The 18,867-nt window shown below is 45.4% G+C and carries 17 protein-coding genes and 1 riboswitch; of the genes, 7 read left to right on the top strand and 10 right to left on the bottom strand.

The features are described 5' to 3' along the window. Positions 1–36 precede the first annotated feature (36 nt). Positions 37–960, top strand: a complete 924-nt coding sequence (gene cyoE, locus H532_RS18180) for a heme o synthase (RefSeq protein WP_081412370.1) — start codon at positions 37–39, stop codon at positions 958–960. A 22-nt stretch (positions 961–982) separates the two neighbouring features. Continuing rightward, positions 983–1,975 carry a COX15/CtaA family protein gene (locus tag H532_RS0107280; RefSeq protein WP_027724942.1) on the top strand — a complete coding sequence of 331 codons (993 nt, stop codon included), beginning with the start codon at positions 983–985 and terminating at the stop codon, positions 1,973–1,975. Between the two features lie 174 nt (positions 1,976–2,149). Here H532_RS0107280 and H532_RS0107275 read toward each other — a convergent pair whose 3' ends face one another. From H532_RS0107275 to H532_RS0107265, 3 genes are all read right to left on the bottom strand, one after another. Beyond that, complete coding sequence (locus H532_RS0107275; protein WP_027724941.1) at positions 2,150–3,766, bottom strand: long-chain-fatty-acid--CoA ligase; 1,617 nt, start codon at positions 3,764–3,766, stop codon at positions 2,150–2,152. A 276-nt stretch (positions 3,767–4,042) separates the two neighbouring features. Beyond that, positions 4,043–4,816 (bottom strand): SDR family oxidoreductase, encoded by a 774-nt coding sequence (locus tag H532_RS0107270; protein ID WP_027724940.1) that lies wholly within the window; start codon positions 4,814–4,816, stop codon positions 4,043–4,045. A gap of 5 nt (positions 4,817–4,821) precedes the next feature. Next, positions 4,822–6,048: an acyl-CoA dehydrogenase gene (locus H532_RS0107265; protein WP_027724939.1), complete on the bottom strand. Its 1,227-nt coding sequence runs from the start codon at positions 6,046–6,048 to the stop codon at positions 4,822–4,824. A gap of 212 nt (positions 6,049–6,260) precedes the next feature. Here H532_RS0107265 and H532_RS0107260 point away from each other — a divergent pair, with 212 nt between their 5' ends. Beyond that, positions 6,261–6,803, top strand: a complete 543-nt coding sequence (locus H532_RS0107260) for a BsuPI-related putative proteinase inhibitor (protein ID WP_027724938.1) — start codon at positions 6,261–6,263, stop codon at positions 6,801–6,803. A gap of 169 nt (positions 6,804–6,972) precedes the next feature. Here H532_RS0107260 and H532_RS18175 read toward each other — a convergent pair whose 3' ends face one another. The 6 genes from H532_RS18175 to ltaS form a co-directional block, all read right to left on the bottom strand. Further along, complete coding sequence (locus H532_RS18175; RefSeq protein WP_281169032.1) at positions 6,973–9,621, bottom strand: immune inhibitor A domain-containing protein; 2,649 nt, start codon at positions 9,619–9,621, stop codon at positions 6,973–6,975. After that, positions 9,575–10,321: an immune inhibitor A domain-containing protein gene (locus tag H532_RS20950; RefSeq protein WP_281169031.1), complete on the bottom strand. Its 747-nt coding sequence runs from the start codon at positions 10,319–10,321 to the stop codon at positions 9,575–9,577. The genes H532_RS18175 and H532_RS20950 overlap by 47 nt, the downstream gene beginning before the upstream one ends. A gap of 306 nt (positions 10,322–10,627) precedes the next feature. After that, positions 10,628–11,218, bottom strand: coding sequence for a class D sortase (locus tag H532_RS0107250; RefSeq protein ID WP_038111791.1), 591 nt, complete (start codon positions 11,216–11,218; stop codon positions 10,628–10,630). Positions 11,219–11,343: 125 nt separating this feature from the next. Next, positions 11,344–11,574 carry a hypothetical protein gene (locus H532_RS18170; RefSeq protein WP_038111790.1) on the bottom strand — a complete coding sequence of 77 codons (231 nt, stop codon included), beginning with the start codon at positions 11,572–11,574 and terminating at the stop codon, positions 11,344–11,346. A 259-nt stretch (positions 11,575–11,833) separates the two neighbouring features. Next, the gene (locus H532_RS0107240) at positions 11,834–12,628 is read right to left on the bottom strand and encodes an SDR family NAD(P)-dependent oxidoreductase (protein WP_027724936.1); all 795 of its coding nucleotides are present in this window, start codon (positions 12,626–12,628) and stop codon (positions 11,834–11,836) included. Between the two features lie 129 nt (positions 12,629–12,757). After that, positions 12,758–14,734: a lipoteichoic acid synthase gene (ltaS, locus tag H532_RS0107235; RefSeq protein ID WP_051263202.1), complete on the bottom strand. Its 1,977-nt coding sequence runs from the start codon at positions 14,732–14,734 to the stop codon at positions 12,758–12,760. 239 nt (positions 14,735–14,973) lie between these two features. Next, positions 14,974–15,114, top strand: a riboswitch (FMN riboswitch). Positions 15,115–15,224: 110 nt separating this feature from the next. On the opposite strand from ltaS, the gene ribD reads away from it, so the two are divergent. The 4 genes from ribD to ribH are packed head-to-tail and all read left to right on the top strand — an operon-like array spanning position 15,225 to position 18,666. Then, complete coding sequence (gene ribD, locus H532_RS0107230; protein ID WP_027724934.1) at positions 15,225–16,337, top strand: bifunctional diaminohydroxyphosphoribosylaminopyrimidine deaminase/5-amino-6-(5-phosphoribosylamino)uracil reductase RibD; 1,113 nt, start codon at positions 15,225–15,227, stop codon at positions 16,335–16,337. Next, positions 16,319–16,957, top strand: coding sequence for a riboflavin synthase (ribE, locus tag H532_RS0107225; protein ID WP_027724933.1), 639 nt, complete (start codon positions 16,319–16,321; stop codon positions 16,955–16,957). Before ribD ends, ribE begins: the two co-directional genes overlap by 19 nt. Before the next feature lie 26 nt (positions 16,958–16,983). Beyond that, the gene (locus tag H532_RS0107220) at positions 16,984–18,177 is read left to right on the top strand and encodes a bifunctional 3,4-dihydroxy-2-butanone-4-phosphate synthase/GTP cyclohydrolase II (RefSeq protein ID WP_027724932.1); all 1,194 of its coding nucleotides are present in this window, start codon (positions 16,984–16,986) and stop codon (positions 18,175–18,177) included. 21 nt (positions 18,178–18,198) lie between these two features. Beyond that, positions 18,199–18,666, top strand: a complete 468-nt coding sequence (gene ribH / locus H532_RS0107215; RefSeq protein WP_027724931.1) for a 6,7-dimethyl-8-ribityllumazine synthase — start codon at positions 18,199–18,201, stop codon at positions 18,664–18,666. Between the two features lie 31 nt (positions 18,667–18,697). Here the strand turns inward: ribH and H532_RS19855 are convergent. Further along, on the bottom strand, positions 18,698–18,867 hold a 170-nt coding region (locus tag H532_RS19855; protein WP_155995001.1), incomplete at its 5' end, for a thiol-disulfide oxidoreductase DCC family protein.

Here is an 18,867-nt window from a genome sequence, read left to right as displayed (position 1 = left end):
AGGTTCGCCCATCCTATTAAAAAGGAGGGATAACCAATGGCTTATTCTGATACCAAAGCGGAAAGCTACTCCGGTGCTTCCATATGGGAATTATTTAGGGGCTATGTGGTGCTCATGAAACCGCGCATATCCGCTTTGCTGCTCTTTACCGCCTATTGTGCGGCGATCGTAGCAAAAGGTGGCTTCCCTGATCCAGTAACCAGCCTCGCCTTACTGCTCGGGCTCGGACTCTCATCGGGTGGTGCAGCCGCGATCAATATGTGGTATGATCGAGATATCGATGCCATTATGGAAAGAACCCAGCACAGACCTCTGCCTGACGGTTTGATTCCTGCTAAAAATGCTTTGATATACGGCATTGTGCTGCAGGTATTATCTCTTTTTGTCTTTTTAACCTTTTTAAATCCGCTGTCCGCCCTGTTGTCTTTCACCGGTTATATTTATTATGCGGTCATCTATACGATGTTGTTAAAAAGGCGGACACCGCAAAACATCGTAATTGGCGGGGGCGCCGGCGCTTTCCCTCCACTCGTTGGCTGGGCAGCGATCACGGGACAAATCAGTTTAACTAGTGTGCTGATGTTTTTTGTCATCTTTTTCTGGACGCCATCGCATTTCTGGTCATTAGCCTTATATAAAAATAATGACTATAAACGAGCAGGAGTTCCCATGATGCCCGTCGTCAGAGGTGCTCGTACGACAAAAATTCAATGTGTCATTTATGCGGTGATTCTTGGTATAGTAACAATTGGATGCGGATTAACGAACGACTTAGGGATCTATTACTTAATCCCTTCAATTATCGTTAGCTTATGGTTCCTTGGGGTTAATATAAAACTGTTGAATGAACCCGACCATGAGTTAAAATGGGCAAAGAAAACTTTTCATGCGTCACTGGTTCATTTGCCCATTATATTCCTAGCAATGGTGATGAACGTCTTGCTAGAAAATTTATTATAAGCATGCTTTCGGGGTGAAAAAAATGGAAATAAAACCTCAGCCAAAAAAAATCTTTGGACTGGCAGCCGTTTCCGCTGTCGGCCTGTTTCTTATTATCATTATGGGTTTCGTCGATACCATCACCGCCTCGACAATGGGTTGCGGTAAGGAATGGCCGCTCTGCCAGGGAGGAATTATTCCGAAACACTGGACTCCGGAAGCGACCATTGAATATACCCACCGCCTCGTTGTATTCATTGTTGTCATATTGATTTTGGCAACCTGTGTCTTGGCTTGGAAGCAATATCGGCACTGGGTGGAAATTAAATGGTTCATCGGCTTAGGCGTCATTGCCTTTTTTGCCGAAGCAGGCTTGGGTGCACTCAGCGTGCTGACTAAACAATCGCCGTATATTCTTGCTTTTCACATGGGTGCCGCTTTGACGGCTTTAACATCGGTTGTTTTACTCGCCGTTGTGATCCGGCAAATTGAGTCAAGCAAAGATAACAGCCAACTCCGGCCGGTCACGCCCCTTAAGCTATCACGCCATGCGAAATTCAATATGGTTTACGTATTCTTGGCGATTTATTACGGGGCATATGTCACTCATTCAGGTTATGGAGCCCTTTTTACCGGTTGGCCGATTCCAAATGAATCCCTTCAGCATGGGCTTTTAATTGATATCGGACACAGACTCGTTGCGATCGGCTTGTTTCTCATTCTTGTTCATTTTGTTTACCAAGTAAAAAAATACAAAAGCGAACGTCCCGACCTGTTTTACGGTGGCCTGACAGCCCTCGTTTTAACGGTAATGCAGGCATTCAGTGGGGCATACGTCATCGCAAGCCATATTAGCATCCCATCGTTTTTAATCCACGTGTCTGTTGCTTCTCTGCTCTTCGTCTCAAACGCCTATCTTGTCTTACAGACAGCGCGTGAGCCGGAGCGGCACATCCCGACAGCCTTTCAATCGAATGGCGATCGACCAACTCGCAGAAAACCACATTTAAATAGCGTTCAGAATGCTTCAAAATAAAAAAATCGGCAGCGCCTCGCCTGCCGTTTTTTTATACCACACAAAACGTTTTTCAAAGCATAAGAGCAACTAAGTCGCCTCGATTTGGTAGGTTTAGTCATTTGTTCAACGGCTGAGCGGTTTAGACTCCCTTTTCCATAGAGGCATTCACCACGACCAAAGGTAAGTTTAGGATCATTTACCGGAGGCCGCTTCTTCTTCCCTTAATGCCCGGCGCAAAACCTTACCGACATTGGTTTTTGGTAGTTCATCGCGAAACGCAACAATTGTCGGGACGCGGTAGCTAGCCATATTCGCTTTACAGTAACGAATGATTTCTTCTTCCGTCACATCCATACCATCTTTTTTAACGATAAAGGCCTTCACCGTTTCCCCGCGATAAGGATCAGGAACGCCGATCACGGCAGCTTCTTTAACGGCAGGATGTTCATAAAGCACCTCTTCAACATCACGCGGATAAATATTATAACCACTGGCGATAATCATGTCTTTTTTCCGGTCCACAATATAGACATAGCCATCTTCATCCATTTTCGCGATATCACCGGTATATAACCAACCATCTCGGAGCGTTTTTTCCGTCTCATCAGGCATGCGCCAATAACCTTTCATGACTTGCGGTCCCTTTATCACCAATTCCCCAAGTTCCCCGTACGGTACTTCTCTAGTACCGGTCTCCACGTCAACAATTTTATATTCTGTCAGCGGAATGCCGATGCCGATGCTCCCAGGTTTACGGTCAGAAAACGGCGGATTGCAGTGGGTAACTGGGGAGGCTTCAGAAAGCCCGTATCCCTCAAGAATTAAAGCACCCGTTTTACTTTCAAACTCCCGCATAATGCCAAGAGGCATTGGCGCGCTACCGCTATTACAAACGCGAATGCTGTTAATGCCGTATTCTTCAGCCTTCGGGTGATTGGTAATGGCAATGTACATCGTTGGCACACCGGGGAAACTTGTCGGCTGTTCTTTTTTGATCGCATTTAAAACTTCTTCAAGATCAAAGCGGGGTAATAAAATATTTGTAGCACCATTAAGGATTGACAAATTCATCCCGGAAGTCATGGCAAAAACATGGAATAACGGAATCACGGTCAAAGTAACTTCTTCTCCAAAGACCAATGATTCTTTATAGAATTCATAGCATTGGTAGGCGTTAGCTACGATATTTCTATGAGTTAACATCGCCCCTTTCGAGCGCCCGGTTGTTCCCCCTGTATACTGAAGAACCGCCAGATCTTCTTCGGGGTCAATATCGACGGGGTAAACGATGCCGTTTGAGGATTGCAAAAATTGTTCGAAGGTCAGATCTCTTACATAGTTTTCTTTAATCGACTGTAAATTGACAACAATGATATTTTCCAAGTTTGTTTTGGCTTGGGCGGCTTTGACGCGTTGATACAAATCCCCTAATACGACAATGGTCTCTGCCCCTGAGTCGTTTAAAAGAAAGGTCAGCTCCCTTTCAACCAGCATCGGGTTCACTTGGGTCACAACGGCGCCGACCGAAAGAATACCGTAATAACTAATCACGTATTGCGGACAGTTCGGAAGCATGATGGCGACGCGGTCCCCTTTTTCTACACCGATCCTCTGTAAGGCCGACGCAAAAGCTTGAACAAGCCCGACTAACTCTCGGTATGTGATCGCTTTGTCGTAAAAGCGCAAGGCATCGCGGTCGGGAACCTTCTCTGCGGTCTCGCGAAGGATCTCCACCATCGTCTTATTTGGGATAGCCATATCCCATTGGATTTCCCCGCTGTAATGTTGTAACCAATGTTTTTGGCTCATGACTTTCGACTCCTTTCTCGGGATATCCCTACTTGAAAGATAGGAAACAACAAAGATATATGGCGAGTGTCCGGACGGCGATTCATGAGGTGAGAGGTTCTGGCAAGAAAGCGGCTAGGTGAAAAAACGTATAAACCCGGCGATGATATTTTCCAAATATACGGATAGGAGCTTGTAGTCATAGAGGTTAAATGGGCGGTTGGCACACCACCAAAGCCAGTGCCTACGGCAATGATAAACGGTTGACATCACTCAGAAAACGGGATCTCCCCTTCTTTACATCGCGTGGCTTCCACCGTCGACGATGATCGTATCCCCGGTCACGAAGGCGGAAGCTTCTGAAGCTAGGAATACGGCCACCCCTTTAAGATCCTTGCCCGTCCCCAGTCTCCTTAGCGGGGTATTTCCGGCGATATAATCACCGGCATATTGAAGAATCACTTTAGACATTTTTGTTGGGAAAAATCCCGGAGCAATCGCATTAACTGTAATGCCGTGCGGTCCCCATTTGACCGCGAGATCTTTCGTAAAGGTAATGATGGCGCCTTTTGAAGTATTGTAGCCGATTGTATTCATCACCCTTGGATCGACACCGCCGAGACCAGCCACCGAAGCAATGTTTATGATTTTTCCCCCTCCCTGGGCAATCATGACTTTACCGACAGCTTGACTCATCAAAAAAGTGCCCGTGACATTGGTATTGATGACTTTCTGCCATGCCTCAAGCGGCATATCTTCAACCTTAGCCCCCCATGTCGCGCCGCTATTGTTGACTAAAATGTCAATCGTCCCAAAATGTTGAACGGTCTCCTCAACGACGCGCGTGATATCATCAGGATTCGTGATGTCACATCGAAAAGCCATAGATCGTACGCCCATTTCCTCCAAGCGTTGACTGACCTTTTGGCAAGCCTCCAGTTTCCGGGAACAGACGACGACATTTGCCCCTGCTTCAGCAAGACCTTCCGCGATTTGTTCACCAAGGCCTCTCCCGCCACCAGTGACTAGCGCCGTTTTTCCGTCTAATCTAAACAAATCAAGGACACCCAATGTTTTCACCTCTTCCTTGATGATGATTTGGCATATTTACTTAGCTCGAGTTTGGCAATCTGCGCCCGATGCACTTCATCCGGTCCATCGGCGAGCCTCAGGGTTCTCGCATTCGCCCAATACGCGGCTAAGAATGTGTCTTGGCTAACACCCATGGCCCCAAATGCTTGAATAGCCCGGTCAATCACCCGCAAAGCCATAGAAGGCGCAACGACTTTGATCATGGCAATTTCGGTTTTAGCCTGTTTGTTACCGACCGTATCCATCATGTAAGCGGCCTTAAGCGTAAGAAGCCGAGCCTGTTCGATGTCCATACGGGATTCAGCGATCCATTCTTGAATGACGCCTTGTGCTGCGAGCGGTTTTCCGAACGGCTTTCGTTCCAGCACGCGTTGACACATGATTTCTAAAGCGCGTTCGGCGGCACCGATCAACCTCATGCAATGGTGAATGCGCCCCGGGCCAAGGCGGCCTTGGGCGATCGCAAAGCCTTTCCCTTCGTCCCAAATGATGTTGGCGGCGGGGACTCGAACATTTTCAAACGTGATTTCGGCGTGCCCATGAGGTGAGTGGTCATACCCGAATACAGATAGCATTCGTTCCACCTTAACACCTGGTGTATCAAGCGGCACTAATATCATCGATTGCTGCTCGTGCTTTGGCGCATTTGGGTTCGTTTTTCCCATGACAATGGCAATTTTACAGCGGGGGTCTCCAGCACCCGATGACCACCATTTCCGTCCATTAATGACATATTCATCACCGTCCCGGACAATGCTTGCCCGTATATTCGTCGCGTCCGAAGAAGCTACATCCGGCTCTGTCATGGAAAAACAGGACCGGATTTCCCCGCTTAAAAGTGGCTTTAGCCATTTTTCCTTCTGTTCATCGGTACCATAGCGGGCAAGCACTTCCATATTTCCTGTGTCCGGCGCATTACAATTGAACACCTCCGGGGCGATGAGCGAACGACCCATGATTTCGCAAAGCGGGGCATACTCAAGATTCGTCAGACCGGCACCATATTCACGATCCGGCAAAAATAGATTCCAAAGACCTTCTGCCTTTGCTTTGGCTTTGAGTTCTTCTATGATTGGCGGTACCGTCCAGCGCGTCGGGGCATCATTGAGCTGTTTTTCGTATACTTCCTCATTCGGATAAACGTACTCCTCTATGAAAGCGCTTAACTTTTTCTGTAGTTGAATAACCTTTTCTGAATAACTAAAATCCAAGTCCAACCCCCTCACCACACAACGCAAACTGACCAGTTGGTATGTATTTATGATACATAAATCTTCGGAAAAGTTCAACAACATTAAAGGGTAGCCTCAAGTTTCTTTGTGCAGAATCTTTATCAGTCCATATTAGATGATATATTGGCATTTACAATATAATAGAAACCTTTTAGCCAATTAGATCGTCTAAAAGGCAAAGGAGGTATTTGATGATTAAACACTTGTTACTCGCAGCGACTATTTTTACATTCTTTTTATGCGGATGTTCGGGAAACGCCGATCCAGCTAAAAGTGATTCGGAAAAGAAAACCGCAGGACACATGACGACTGCGGTAAACGAAGGTCAACCCCAAAATACACCTCCGGAATACCAAGATTTTGACAAACCGGTAAAAAAACCAGGGATGGCTGCCGGTAAAATGGAACCTTCTATTACGTATAAAGAGAAGAACGGTCAATTAATTTTTACATTTACGATAAAAAATCAAACCGCGCATTTATATAATTTTCGTTTTGAATCCTCTCAACAGTTGGATTACGTCATTAAAGGAAAAGACTCACCGTTTATAAAACAATATTCAAAGGAGCACACTTTTAGCAAAATGCCGACAAGCGCACCGATTAAACCGGGTGGAACGCTCAGCTATGATGTTACGGTCACTGGCCTGCCAAAGGGTGACTATACCATCACTTTTATTTTGACAGACAAGGCGTTGAAGCCAAAAGCAACGCTTTCATTCACCGTTAAGTAAGGCGCCCAAGCTAACCGGTCAGCGATGTAAAACGCGGGGACAACCCTGGCGTTTTTTTATATTGGTAACAACATAGAAAGGCATGCCGGATGAAGATAAGGGCAACTAAAAGGCTGACTCAAAAATTTGGGGTCAGCCGCCCCATGAGTCAGCCTCATGTTGCTTTAACTTATTGAACGACAGACTTTCTTCTCTTCCTTTGCGCCAGCCAAAGCGCTAAAGCAATGAAGAGCGACACGAGCCCAGCGGTCATATAATTGAACATATTGGTAGAGGTCGACGGGAGGTTGCCGCCAGTGTTTGATGAGCCGCTTCCTCCTGAACCTGATCCATTATCAACCGTACCGCCTTTTCCTCCATTGTTGTCCGTACCACCATTACCGGTTCCGCCATTATCCGTTCCACCATTATCGGTGTCGGCTTTTTCAACTTTCACGGTTCGTGTTACGGAAGCGGTATTGCCTGTAGAGTCGGTCACGGAATAGGTTAATGTGTATTCACCAACGGTATGGACATTAACTGTTCCGGTTACTTTTACAGAACCGGTAAGATCACCGTCAACATTGTCCGTAGCCGTATAGCCGGGTTCTTTATATTCAGAACCTTGCTTAATGACTAACGGGTTATCCCCTTTTAGTTTGATGACCGGAGCGACATTATCTACTTTAATATTGGTTTCTGCCGTTTTCTTATTGCCATCTACATCCGACGCGGTGACAACGACCTTATAGTCGCCGGATTGTAAATCTTCAGGTAGTGTAAAGGTATGCTTAAAGTTTTGGTAAAGGCCTAAAAGCTTTTTCGTTTTTGAGAGAACGACTTTGCCCTCAGCATTGACCAATTCATAGGTGACGGTTATTTTTTCACCGTTTCCGTCATTATGGACGGTACCGGACACTTTCACTTTGTTGTGACCGTCTTTGGACGAATAGACTTCCGTTTTTAACGGATTCAATGTTAATGTGTCAACATCGCCAACGTGAACAGCAATTTCACCGACAGACATATCCTCGGCTTGTCCGACAACGTGAATTTTCAAGCCGAGTTTTGGAATATTCCGCCCTGCATAAATTTGGCCTTTATTGGAATAATCCCGAGAATCATCAAATGTCGGAATGGCTGGCTGCGATTTTAAATAAAGATCTCTGCTGCCAGGATTGAGATAGGAATAATCCAAATACATCTCATCCGTTTTGCTTAATGAAAAAGCAGCATCCTGAATTTGATAAGACGTACCAGCTGGTCCGTATGCATCAACACCATCTTTCGGAGCTAAATCATTCCAAGATGCTGTCACTTGATGCGCATCCACCACACCTAAGAATCCATCCCCAGGGTGTTCGCCGACCCAGTTATCCGTATAGTAGTTGTCAACATACCAGACTACCATGCCTGGGTCATAGGTCATAACCGAATTTCCACGGGCAATGTGTGCCAATGCTGTATCAGCATCCGCATAGTTTCGCCATTCAACGAGATAGTATTGTTCGGTGTATTTTTTGCCGTTGCTCTTCTCAAAACCACCATCTAAATTAAACGGAGACGAATCAGATTCCGCATCATCGCTAAAGATCTTTTGGCCATCAGCCACCACGCTAATATCATCGACATAAAAACCAGCTTGGGTGACATAAGGATCCCCGACATAGCTAAATTTCAATAAAATATTCTGACCGACATAGGCTGAAAGATCGAAGACAGCCTCTTTCCAACCATTTGAATCACCGGTGATTCCGTTGCCAAGGTTGGCGTCGTTCGGGTCATCCGTTGTCGTAATGTTACCAGCTATATTGTTCCATGTCTTTCCGTTGTCGATAGAAACTGAGACATAGGCATAGTCAAAATCTTGTTCAATGCTGTACCACGTATTGAATGTTAGTTGTGCCGACTTGGCGTTTGTCAAATCGATCGGCTCAGAAGTGGTCATCGAAAGCGTGGCATTATTGACGCCGCCACCGTAATATTCATACTGTCCACTCGTTGGTGTGTTAACGACCGTTTCTTTATCGGGCAAGTTAATGCGCACGCCATCAGCATTTGTTCCTTTGACACTGGCTTCGTCAAGTTTCAAAACCTGTGTGCCGTTTTTCAAATCGTCATAGTTAAGAACAACATCATGGAACCAGTTCAAGTCTTTCAGTTCACCGTTAACCGTAGCTTTAACATTTTCCTGTAAAAACTCTTTATCCTTCGGTGCAAAACCTGTCGGTTCCGTACCCGGTATGAGACCGCCCCAGCTGCCAGAAGACATAATCGACCAATACCCTACCGGTTCGCCGACACTATTATGGGAATAGTTCGTATCATAATCATCGGGAAGCCCCAAGTTATGACCGTATTCATGCGCAAAGACACCAGCAGCACCGTCTTCAGGCTCTACTGTATATGCATAGCCCATCAAGGAGTGGTTGCCACTCATATCATATTCGGCTTGGGATTGCCCAGCGGTTCCAGGAATGACATATGCCCCGCCGAGATCCCAGCTATGCGACCAAATGGCGTCAGGACCGAGTTTCCCCCCACCGGCTTCTTCTCCGACCCCTGAGTGAACAACCATGAGGTGGTCGATGATGCCATCCGGTTCACGGTAATTGCCGTCACCGTCCAAATCAAATTGATCTTCTATGTCGTACTCGGAAAGGTTTACTCCGTCCGCCGCTGCAGCTACTAAAGCTTCTGCAATAAGGGCGCGCGGATTGCGGTCACTGCCACTATCATCGGGGTAGTTACCGCCATAATAATCGGCATTGTGCTTTGCTGTATACCACCCTTCAACAGTTCCAGAAACCGTATAGCTCCCCCCCGGACTGTTGTTCATAGAATTGTTTCAGAGAAATAAAATGTTGTCCGTCTGGACCGGTATAGCCATTATCACCAAAAATCATATCTTGATAGTGTTGCCGGCTATAGGCATCAGCCCCTTTGTATAAAAGCACCGGATTATCTTCTTCACTAACTTGTCCGTGCGGTAAATCCGGATAATCGATTAAAAGCACAAGAATTTTATCTTCTCTTACCGGCCCATTCCAATTCTCCCGCTGAATCGAGTCGACTGACGTGTATTTCCCGCCTTTTTTGACAGTCGTTGTATCCTTTTTTGCCACACCAGGCGCTTTTAATGGTAAACCAGCTTGTTTTTGCAGTTTACTGCGTAATTGCTTCATTTCCTGCAGATCAGTGCCTTTTGCCTCGGCAGATTTCGCCCGTTTATTTAAATAATTTTGCATTTGAAGATTTTGCGTTTTTGCTGAGGCATTTTTATCTACAATGCCTTGACGAATAAGAAGATCTTTAACCCTATCTTCATTAACGAGCCCCAAGTCAAAAGGTCCGCCTGTACTTTTCGTTACGATAGGAACTGTCCCCTCTTTGTTTTGGACATTGGCGGTAATGTGAGACCTATGAGTGGCATCCTTCGAGGTTTTGGCTGAAGCTAAGTTTCCGACTGGCCCCAATGACCCGAAGATGAGGCCTGCCGTCAGCACGGATGTGCCCAACACGTTTTTCCAGCTTACCATCGCTTCTCCTCCCTTATCCCAAAATATTTTCTGACGGTTTTTTACCCTCCCCCCTTTTAGCCGTCAGAAGTAGCTTAAAAGATTCCAAAAGAGGAATGTTATTGAATATTCGGAAATTCTAATATGCTCTGGTTAATTATAGCACAGAGATTTTGTCATTTCACTATTATTTTAGCAAAAAAATGAATATTTTTTATAGTGCGAATATTGTCGAGAAGTGACTTTTTTAGGGGAATCGTGTAGGTGATACGTCGTGATAATAGAAAAAGGTTGCTTCATAGAGTTTCCTCTTTGAAACAACCTCTGTCAGTTGCTCGATGTTGTTGGCTCTGCATATAATATGTAGCGATCAGGGGCATGACCTACAAACAGAAAGGGGTAGCATGTCGCTAAAACTAGGGTATCATTTTGGGCATGAAGATTGATAATGGATCGGTCATCGGACTTAACAATCTTCGAACCAACCATTTTATATTTAAAAGTGCCATAAGGCATTCTTATAATGATTAGGCCACCTTTTTTCAAATTTCCGAGACCGCGGAATACAGTATCCCGATGTCCGGCAATAAATACTTGCCCGCGTTCCCCCGGCAAGGCTGAACCGATATAGTGCCCGGCACCTTTTTCGAGTTGCGGTAAATCCGTACCCTCGATGATGGGTATTTCTTTCTTCAAAGAAGGGATTTCGAGTAAGCCGATGACGTCCCCTTTATTAAAATCTTTCTTTTCGAGGTTTTTTTCTTTTAATTCATTAGTCTTCTTGGCCGGAATTTTTACCAAATCTTTCGCTTTTGCCAAAGCCACCCGCTCAGAGTGATGGAGCGAATACCATTGCCAACCGCCAATGGCAAAAAAGATGATTCCGACCGCAAAGGCCAGAAGAGCAAGCATTTTCATCCACTTCATCCCATCACCCCAATAATACTTCTTTTATCCAGTTTTATATTATTATATTTTTAGAATCTTGTGAACAGATTTTAAAGGACAAATAAAACCGGTGACCCGAATATTGGGCCCCAGCTTTATTTTAAAATGCCGATGCGTTGTTCTGTATTCACTTCAATTTCTTCAATCGAGGAGACATGAACCGGGTTAATGGACACTTTCTGTTCATCCTTCGTTGTTAAATGAATAAATCCATTATGCAATTTCCCATTCGTGTCGATGACTTTACTTAAAAAGGCATCTCTACTAATATCAAAGATATACTCGATGCCGCTATCCATAAAAACTCTCGTATGAAGTTTAATCAATGGCCAGAACCTCCTTACTCAATGATTATGTAGTATCAGTTACAATTATAGCCACTATTAATTATAAACAACCTCTTTTTCCATTCAATTCGATGGCTCCCCTTCAGGCCTCACTTGAGTCTTTTTCCACCGAAAATGACTTGCTTCCTTGTTTTCATCCTCAAACGGCAAAAAAGCTCCGTAGCTTATTTTGACCATCTATTGGAGAAAAAACCGCCCACATGCTTGCCACCGTCATCTTCAAGCCTTTCCGAATCTATTACAATATACTTCGTATAATGCCACCATCGACGTGAAGTGCTGCTCCCGTAATCGCTCCCGCTTCATTTGATGATAAAAAAACGACAAGGTTGGCCACTTCTTCAGACGTGCAAAAGCGCTGGATTAAAGAAGAAGGCAATTGCTGTTGAAACATCTCTTTCTCAAATTGATGAAGAGGTTTGCCAACTTGTTCCGCCATGTTCATAATATGCGCCTTAGTCTTTTCCGTTTTCGTCGGCCCCGGTATAAAAGCATTGACCGTCACCCCTGTACCCGCAACGCTTTCGGCAACACCGCGGGAAAGTCCCAATAATGCCGCTTTGGTGGCACCATAATGAACCATTTCTCCCGGAAAAAAGCCACCCGTAACGCTAGCGTTAAAAGTCACCCTCCCCCATCCTCTGTCGACCATGCCTTTCGCATAGTGACGGGTTAGGCGGACGGCTGTCATCACATTCGTTTGAAAAAAACGCTCCCATTCATCATCGTCGATCTCGAAAAAATTCCTTGGTTCATAGATTCCCAGATTATTGACGAGAATATCCGCTTCGGGCCAAAAGCTTTTCATTTTCTCAATGCCTTCTAGCCGACTTAAATCTGCCGCCAAGCCGTCGACGCGGGCACCGGGTATTTCCTTTCTCATCTGGACAATAGCTTCATCGACGCGGTGTTCATCACGCCCGTTGATGAGGACATGAGCGCCACATTTAGCCAGTCCTTTGGCGATGGCATAACCGATGCCGGCTGTTGATCCGCTTACAATTGCTTTTTTATCTGATAAATCGAATCGCATTACTCCCCCTCCTCATTCGGGACAGAAGGACAGGTTTATTGTCCTGGACGACGTTCCTGTTCCCTTGTGCCGTTATTATACCAAAGACTCAGAACAGCAGAAAGGACCGCCTGTCGCGGTCCTTTCGTTTTACTCATCTTCATTCATGCTATTATGCGCATCAGATTGATCATTGGTTTTGCCATAGATATTAATGGAAGGATCAAACTTATAGTTTATTTTACTTACATCTACAGGTTTGAACCCCTTCGGCTTATAAAATCTTAACAAATCGCCGTAGACGATTTTATCCGACAAGCTTAGGGCATCTTTGGCATATTCAGAGGCCTTTTCACAATAGCGGTTATCTACCACTTCGCCATTAGGATTGCTGTAGCACTTTTCATCGATATAGGAATACGATGGCGTGATGACATCGCCGTTTCTAAACGGAACGATTTGGCGGTGCTGCGGTGAAAGCAAGTCGGAACCAAAAGCGATAAAGTCTTTTGTATCTACACCCAAAAGATGTAGCAGCGTTGGCCGTACATCAACTTCACCGCCGTATTCATGGACGGTTCGCCCCTGAACTCCCGGCACATGGATAAAGAGCGGCACTCTTTGCAGTTGCGCCCCAACGTAAGGCGTGATCTCTTCACCCAAAGCCTGGGAGAGACTGTCATAGCGGTCAGGTGAAATCCCATAGTGGTCACCGTACATGACAATCACGGTATGATCATAAAGCCCTGAAGCCTTTAAATCGGCAAAAAACTCCCGTAACGCTTCATCCATATAATGAGCCGTTTGAAAATATTGATTGACAACTTTATCGTCTGTATGACCCGCTGGGAAATCGACATCCCATTCGTCCAATTCAAACGGGAAATGGTTCGATAATAAAATATATTTCGCGTAAAACGGCTGCGGCAATTGATTCAAATAAGCCATCGATTCTTGAACCATTGGTTTATCTTTCATGCCGTAGTTAATCGTATTTTCATCGCTCATATCAAAATAACTGGCATCGAAAAATTTGTCATATCCCAAGGCGCGATACATTTCATCTCGGTTCCAGAAGGTTTTATAGTTGCCGTGAAAAACTGCTGATGTGTAGCCTTCCGATTTTAAAATTTGCGGTGCTGCTTGAAACGTATTTTGCGCCTGAGTCATAAATACAGACCCCTGCGACAGCGGGTAAAGCGAATTTTCCAACATAAATTCAGCATCGGACGTTTTTCCTTGGCCGACCTGATGGAAGAAATTGTCAAAATAAAAGGTGTTCGGGTCATGTGTCAAGCTATTTAAAAACGGTGTAACTTCTTGGCCATCGACTTTATAATTGATCACAAAGTTTTGCAAGGATTCCATTGAAATATAAATGACATTCATGCCCTTTGCCTTACCAAAAAGCGCCGGTTCCGGTGGCGTATAATTAGACTTCGTAAAATTCTCAGCATCCACCAAATCATTGCTACTTGCCACAGCTCGCTGTGCTGATACTTGTGTGCTTTTAATGATGTCATAAAGCGTGAAATTATTGATCCCTAAATATTTCACTAAATAATTCCGGTCAAACGTTCTTGTCAATAAACCCGGACGGTCGATTTCGGCAAGTCCGAGGTTTATGAGAAAAACCGAGACCGCAATAATAAAGACTCGTTTAAGCAGACGTTTCGGCATTTTTTCTTTTGGTTGAGCGACTTTAAAAAGGATTAAAACCATCAAAACCACGGTGTCTAAGAAATAGAAAACGTCGCTCGGTTTCATGAGAGCTAAAACGCTATCACCCAGCTCCCCGAAATTTTTATGTTGGAAAACAACAGGCACCGTTATAAAATCATCAAAAAACCGATAATACACGACATTGGCATAAAGCCATAACGACAGTAGGAAATCAATCAAAACGAATAACCAATTTTTTAAATGTCCTTTAAAAAAGAGGGCAAACCCAAAAAAGAACAAGGCGGAACTGATGGGATTGACAACCAAAAGAAATGTTTGCAGGATAGAATCAATGCCAAGCCGGAATTCGATGCGATAAACAATATAAGTTTTAAGCCATAATAAGACGACAGCAATGACATAAAGCGCATGCGGTTGACTCATACATTTTTTCAAGTTTGTCATAGTGGCCGTCCTCCTTCATACCTTAGTCCTACTCCGGTATGACATGCAAGCATCCGTTAACCTATCTGTCTATTATAACAAAAAATCATTTAAACCATCAATTAGTAAAAACACTCGCTCTACAAATGAAATCTATATTATGTTAAATATAAAGAGTTGGACCGATATATGCTAAGATGTGCCTATGATTTGACCGTTAACCATTTATCAGGTAAAGTGATAAGTAAGGACAATTCAATATTTTCCTTCGGGGTCGGGTGAAATTCCCTACCGGCGGTAATTAAAAGCGTATGTTAGCTTTTATCAGCCCGCGAGCCGTTAAGGCAGGATCCGGTGAAAGTCCGGAGCCGACAGTAAAGTCTGGATGGGAGAAGGATGCATAAAGTGCGGAAAACATCTTTCCGTGCGCTTTTTCCGTATGGTTTTTTGGCCCTTAGGAGGTATTCGCTTCTTAAGGGCTTTTGATTTTTTATGAAACGAGGTGAATCGATTGAAAGATGAAGACTATATGGCGCTTGCGATTGAAATGGCCAAAAGCACGAAAGGTCAAACGAGCCCGAATCCGCTTGTAGGTGCGGTCATCGTGAAAGATCAGGCGATCGTTGGCCTAGGTGCGCATTTAAAGGCCGGTGAACCACATGCCGAGGTGCATGCGCTTCGCATGGCTCGCGAAAAAGCTAAAGGATCAACACTGTACGTCACATTGGAGCCGTGCAATCATCACGGCAAAACACCGCCTTGCACCGAACAAATTATTCAAAGCGGCATACGCCGAGTCGTGATCGCCTCATTAGACCCGAATCCGCTCGTCAAAGGCAGCGGCATAAAAAGACTGAAAGAGGCCGGACTAACGGTTGAATTCGGCCTTTTGCGCGAAGAAGCCGAAGCCCTCAATGACGTGTTTTTCCACTATATTCGCACTGGCCGGCCGTTCGTCACATTGAAAACGGCAGTAAGTTTAGATGGAAAAATCGCCACGGCTTCCGGGGAAAGCCGGTGGATTACAGGAGAGGATGCGCGACGCGATGTTCATCGCCTGCGTCATGAACACGATGCCATTTTGGTCGGCGTCGGCACAGTGATCCAAGATAATCCGCGACTCTCAGTCCGCTTGCCGGAAGGGGGAAAAAACCCCATCCGCATCATTTTAGACTCCCATCTCAGAACCCCAATGGATGCCCATGTCATTCAAGATATGGCGCAAGAAACGTGGATCATCACCACAAAAACCCCCGCAAAGGAATTGTCCGAACGTTATCTTCAAAAACCCAACGTGAAAATTATTCCTTTAGAAACGGAAACGATTGCCATTCCAGATCTTCTAAGTTTGCTTGGGAAGTTAGGAATTACTTCTCTTCTTGTCGAGGGCGGCTCGAAAGTGAACGGTAGTTTTATCCAATCAAAAATGGTGAACCAAGTCGTGATGTATACCGCACCGATCTTAATCGGAGGTACGCATGCCCCACCTGCCATCGGTGGAGAGGGCTTTCGGACATTACAAGAAGCCATGTCACTCCGCATCACATCCGTCACCCCCATTGGCAAAGATTTAAAAATTGTGGCAGTCAAAGCGGAGGAGGAGCTATGTTTACAGGAATCATAGAAGAAATTGGACGTGTCAGCGATATCCAATCGACACCTGAGCATTTCAAAATGAAGATAAATGCCGGAAAAGTGCTTAGCGGAACCGCTGTCGGTGACAGCATTGCCGTTAACGGCATTTGTCTTACTGTCACCGCCATCCATCATGACGCTTTTACCGTTGATGTGATGCCGGAGACCCTGAAGGCGACCACATTAAAAACGATTCGCCCTGGCACCCCGGTTAATCTCGAAAGGGCCATGGCGGCCAATGGCCGTTTTGGCGGTCATTTCGTGACGGGACATGTCGATGGCATCGGAAAAATTATTCGAAAAACACCTGTTTCTAATGCGGTCAATGTCTTGATTGAAGCGGATCGCGAGCTTTTAAAATATATGGTTCTCAAAGGCTCCATCGCCGTTGACGGTACAAGTTTAACGATCTTTGGCGTTCATGAGCGAAGCTTTATGATTTCCTTAATCCCTCATACGCTAGAAGAAACCGTACTAGGATTAAAAGGCGTCGGGGATTTCGTGAATCTAGAATGTGATCTGATGGCCAAGTATTTAGAGAAATACTCAACCCAGAATAATTCTCCAACTTTGTCCCCGGCCTTTTTGGAAAAACACGGTTACCTTTAAATCGGAAAAAGAAAGAAGGAACAGCCATGTTTCATACGATCGAGGAAGCCATTCAAGATTTAAAGGAAGGTAAAATCATTATCGTTTGTGATGACAAACATCGGGAAAACGAAGGCGACTTTGTGGCCCTTGCCGAAAAAGTGACGGACGAACATATCAATTTTATGATCACACATGGAAGAGGCCTCGTCTGTGCGCCGATTTCCCCCGATTTGGCCGAAACATTCGGTTTACATCCGATGACCCGCGAAAATACCGAAACACACGGAACCGCTTTTACCGTCAGCATTGACCATAAGTCGGTCACTACGGGGATCAGCGCCAAAGAGCGCGCTGACACCATACGGGCATTGGCCGCTCCCAACAGCTCCAAAGAAGCTTTTAATAAACCCGGCCATGTTTTCCCATTAATCGCGAGAGAATGGGGCGTGCTGGAGCGAGCTGGTCATACGGAAGCGGCGGTCGATCTAGCGAAATTATGCGGAGCTCAACCTGCTGGCGTGATCTGTGAAATCATGAATCCCGACGGTACGATGGCCCGAATCCCTCAACTGGAAGAAATCGCCAATCGATTCAACCTTAAAATGATCACGATTAAGGATCTTATTCACTATAGAAGGAAGAACGAATCGTTCGTCAAGCGAGAGGTGACCGTTCAATTGCCTTCCGCATACGGCGATTTTAGGATCACTGGTTACTCCAACCCATTGGATGGAAAAGAACATGTCGCCGTCACGAAAGGGGAGTTTAGCCCCGGTGAGCCGGTGCTCGTGCGCCTCCATTCAGAATGTTTAACTGGAGATATTTTCGGATCGCACCGCTGTGATTGCGGACCGCAGCTTCACGCAAGCCTCGAACAAATCGAGAAGGAAGGAAAAGGAGCTGTCATATATTTGCGCCAAGAAGGTCGGGGCATTGGGCTTTTAAATAAACTGAAAGCGTATAAACTCCAAGAAGCCGGTTGGGATACGGTACAAGCTAACGAAAAGCTGGGGTTTTCGCCCGACTTGAGGGATTTCTCTATCGGTGCCCACATTCTTAAAGATTTAGGCTTCACGACTTGCCGTTTATTGACGAATAATCCGGAAAAAATCCATCAATTGAGCGATTACGGGATCGACATTGTTGAAAGGGTTCCGTTAGAGATCCCTCCGGAAAAGGAAAACCTCTTTTATCTGAAAACAAAAGCAAACAAAATGGGCCATTGGCTACATCTCTAACACGTGAAGGAGAATGATCGAATGGGTACAGTCTTTGAAGGACAATTGGTAGGCAAGGATTTAAAAATTGGCATCGTGGTCTCACGTTTTAATGCCTTTATTACCGAAAAGCTTCTTAGCGGCGCCCAAGATGCCCTCAACCGGCATGGCGTTTCCGAAAAGAATGTGGATGTCGTTTGGGTTCCCGGCGCTTTTGAAATTCCGCTCATCGCCAAAAAATTAGCCGAATCCCATAAATATGACGCCGTGATTGCTCTCGGCGCAGTCATCAGAGGGGCAACGACGCATGATGATTATGTCTGCAACGAAGCGGCAAAAGGCATCTCCCAAGCCTCTCTTTCAACCGGTGTTCCCGTGATCTTTGGTATCGTCACGACCGAAAACATCGAGCAAGCCATTGAAAGGGCCGGAACAAAATCGGGCAATAAAGGATGGGATAGTGCTGTATCCGCCATTGAAATGGCCAATTTACTGAAAACGATTGGGTAAACGTTACGCGTGCCGTGCATCCGCGGCATGCTCATTCGAGAAAACGCCCGCGAAGTTCCGGTGTCGGAATGAGGCATTCATCTTTCTTCCCAAACCACTGATAGCGATGTCTGGCGACAACATCATAGAGTCGATCACGGAGCGGTTTCGGTATCCAACATAAAATATATAACAGCTTCCACAGCCCTTTTAAATGCCTGC

This window comes from Tuberibacillus calidus DSM 17572 (genome assembly GCF_000430685.1).
Classification (GTDB): Bacteria; Bacillota; Bacilli; order Bacillales; family Sporolactobacillaceae; genus Tuberibacillus; species Tuberibacillus calidus.
Note: the sequence above shows the minus strand (reverse complement) of the source record. Positions and strands in the feature narration are given on the sequence as shown.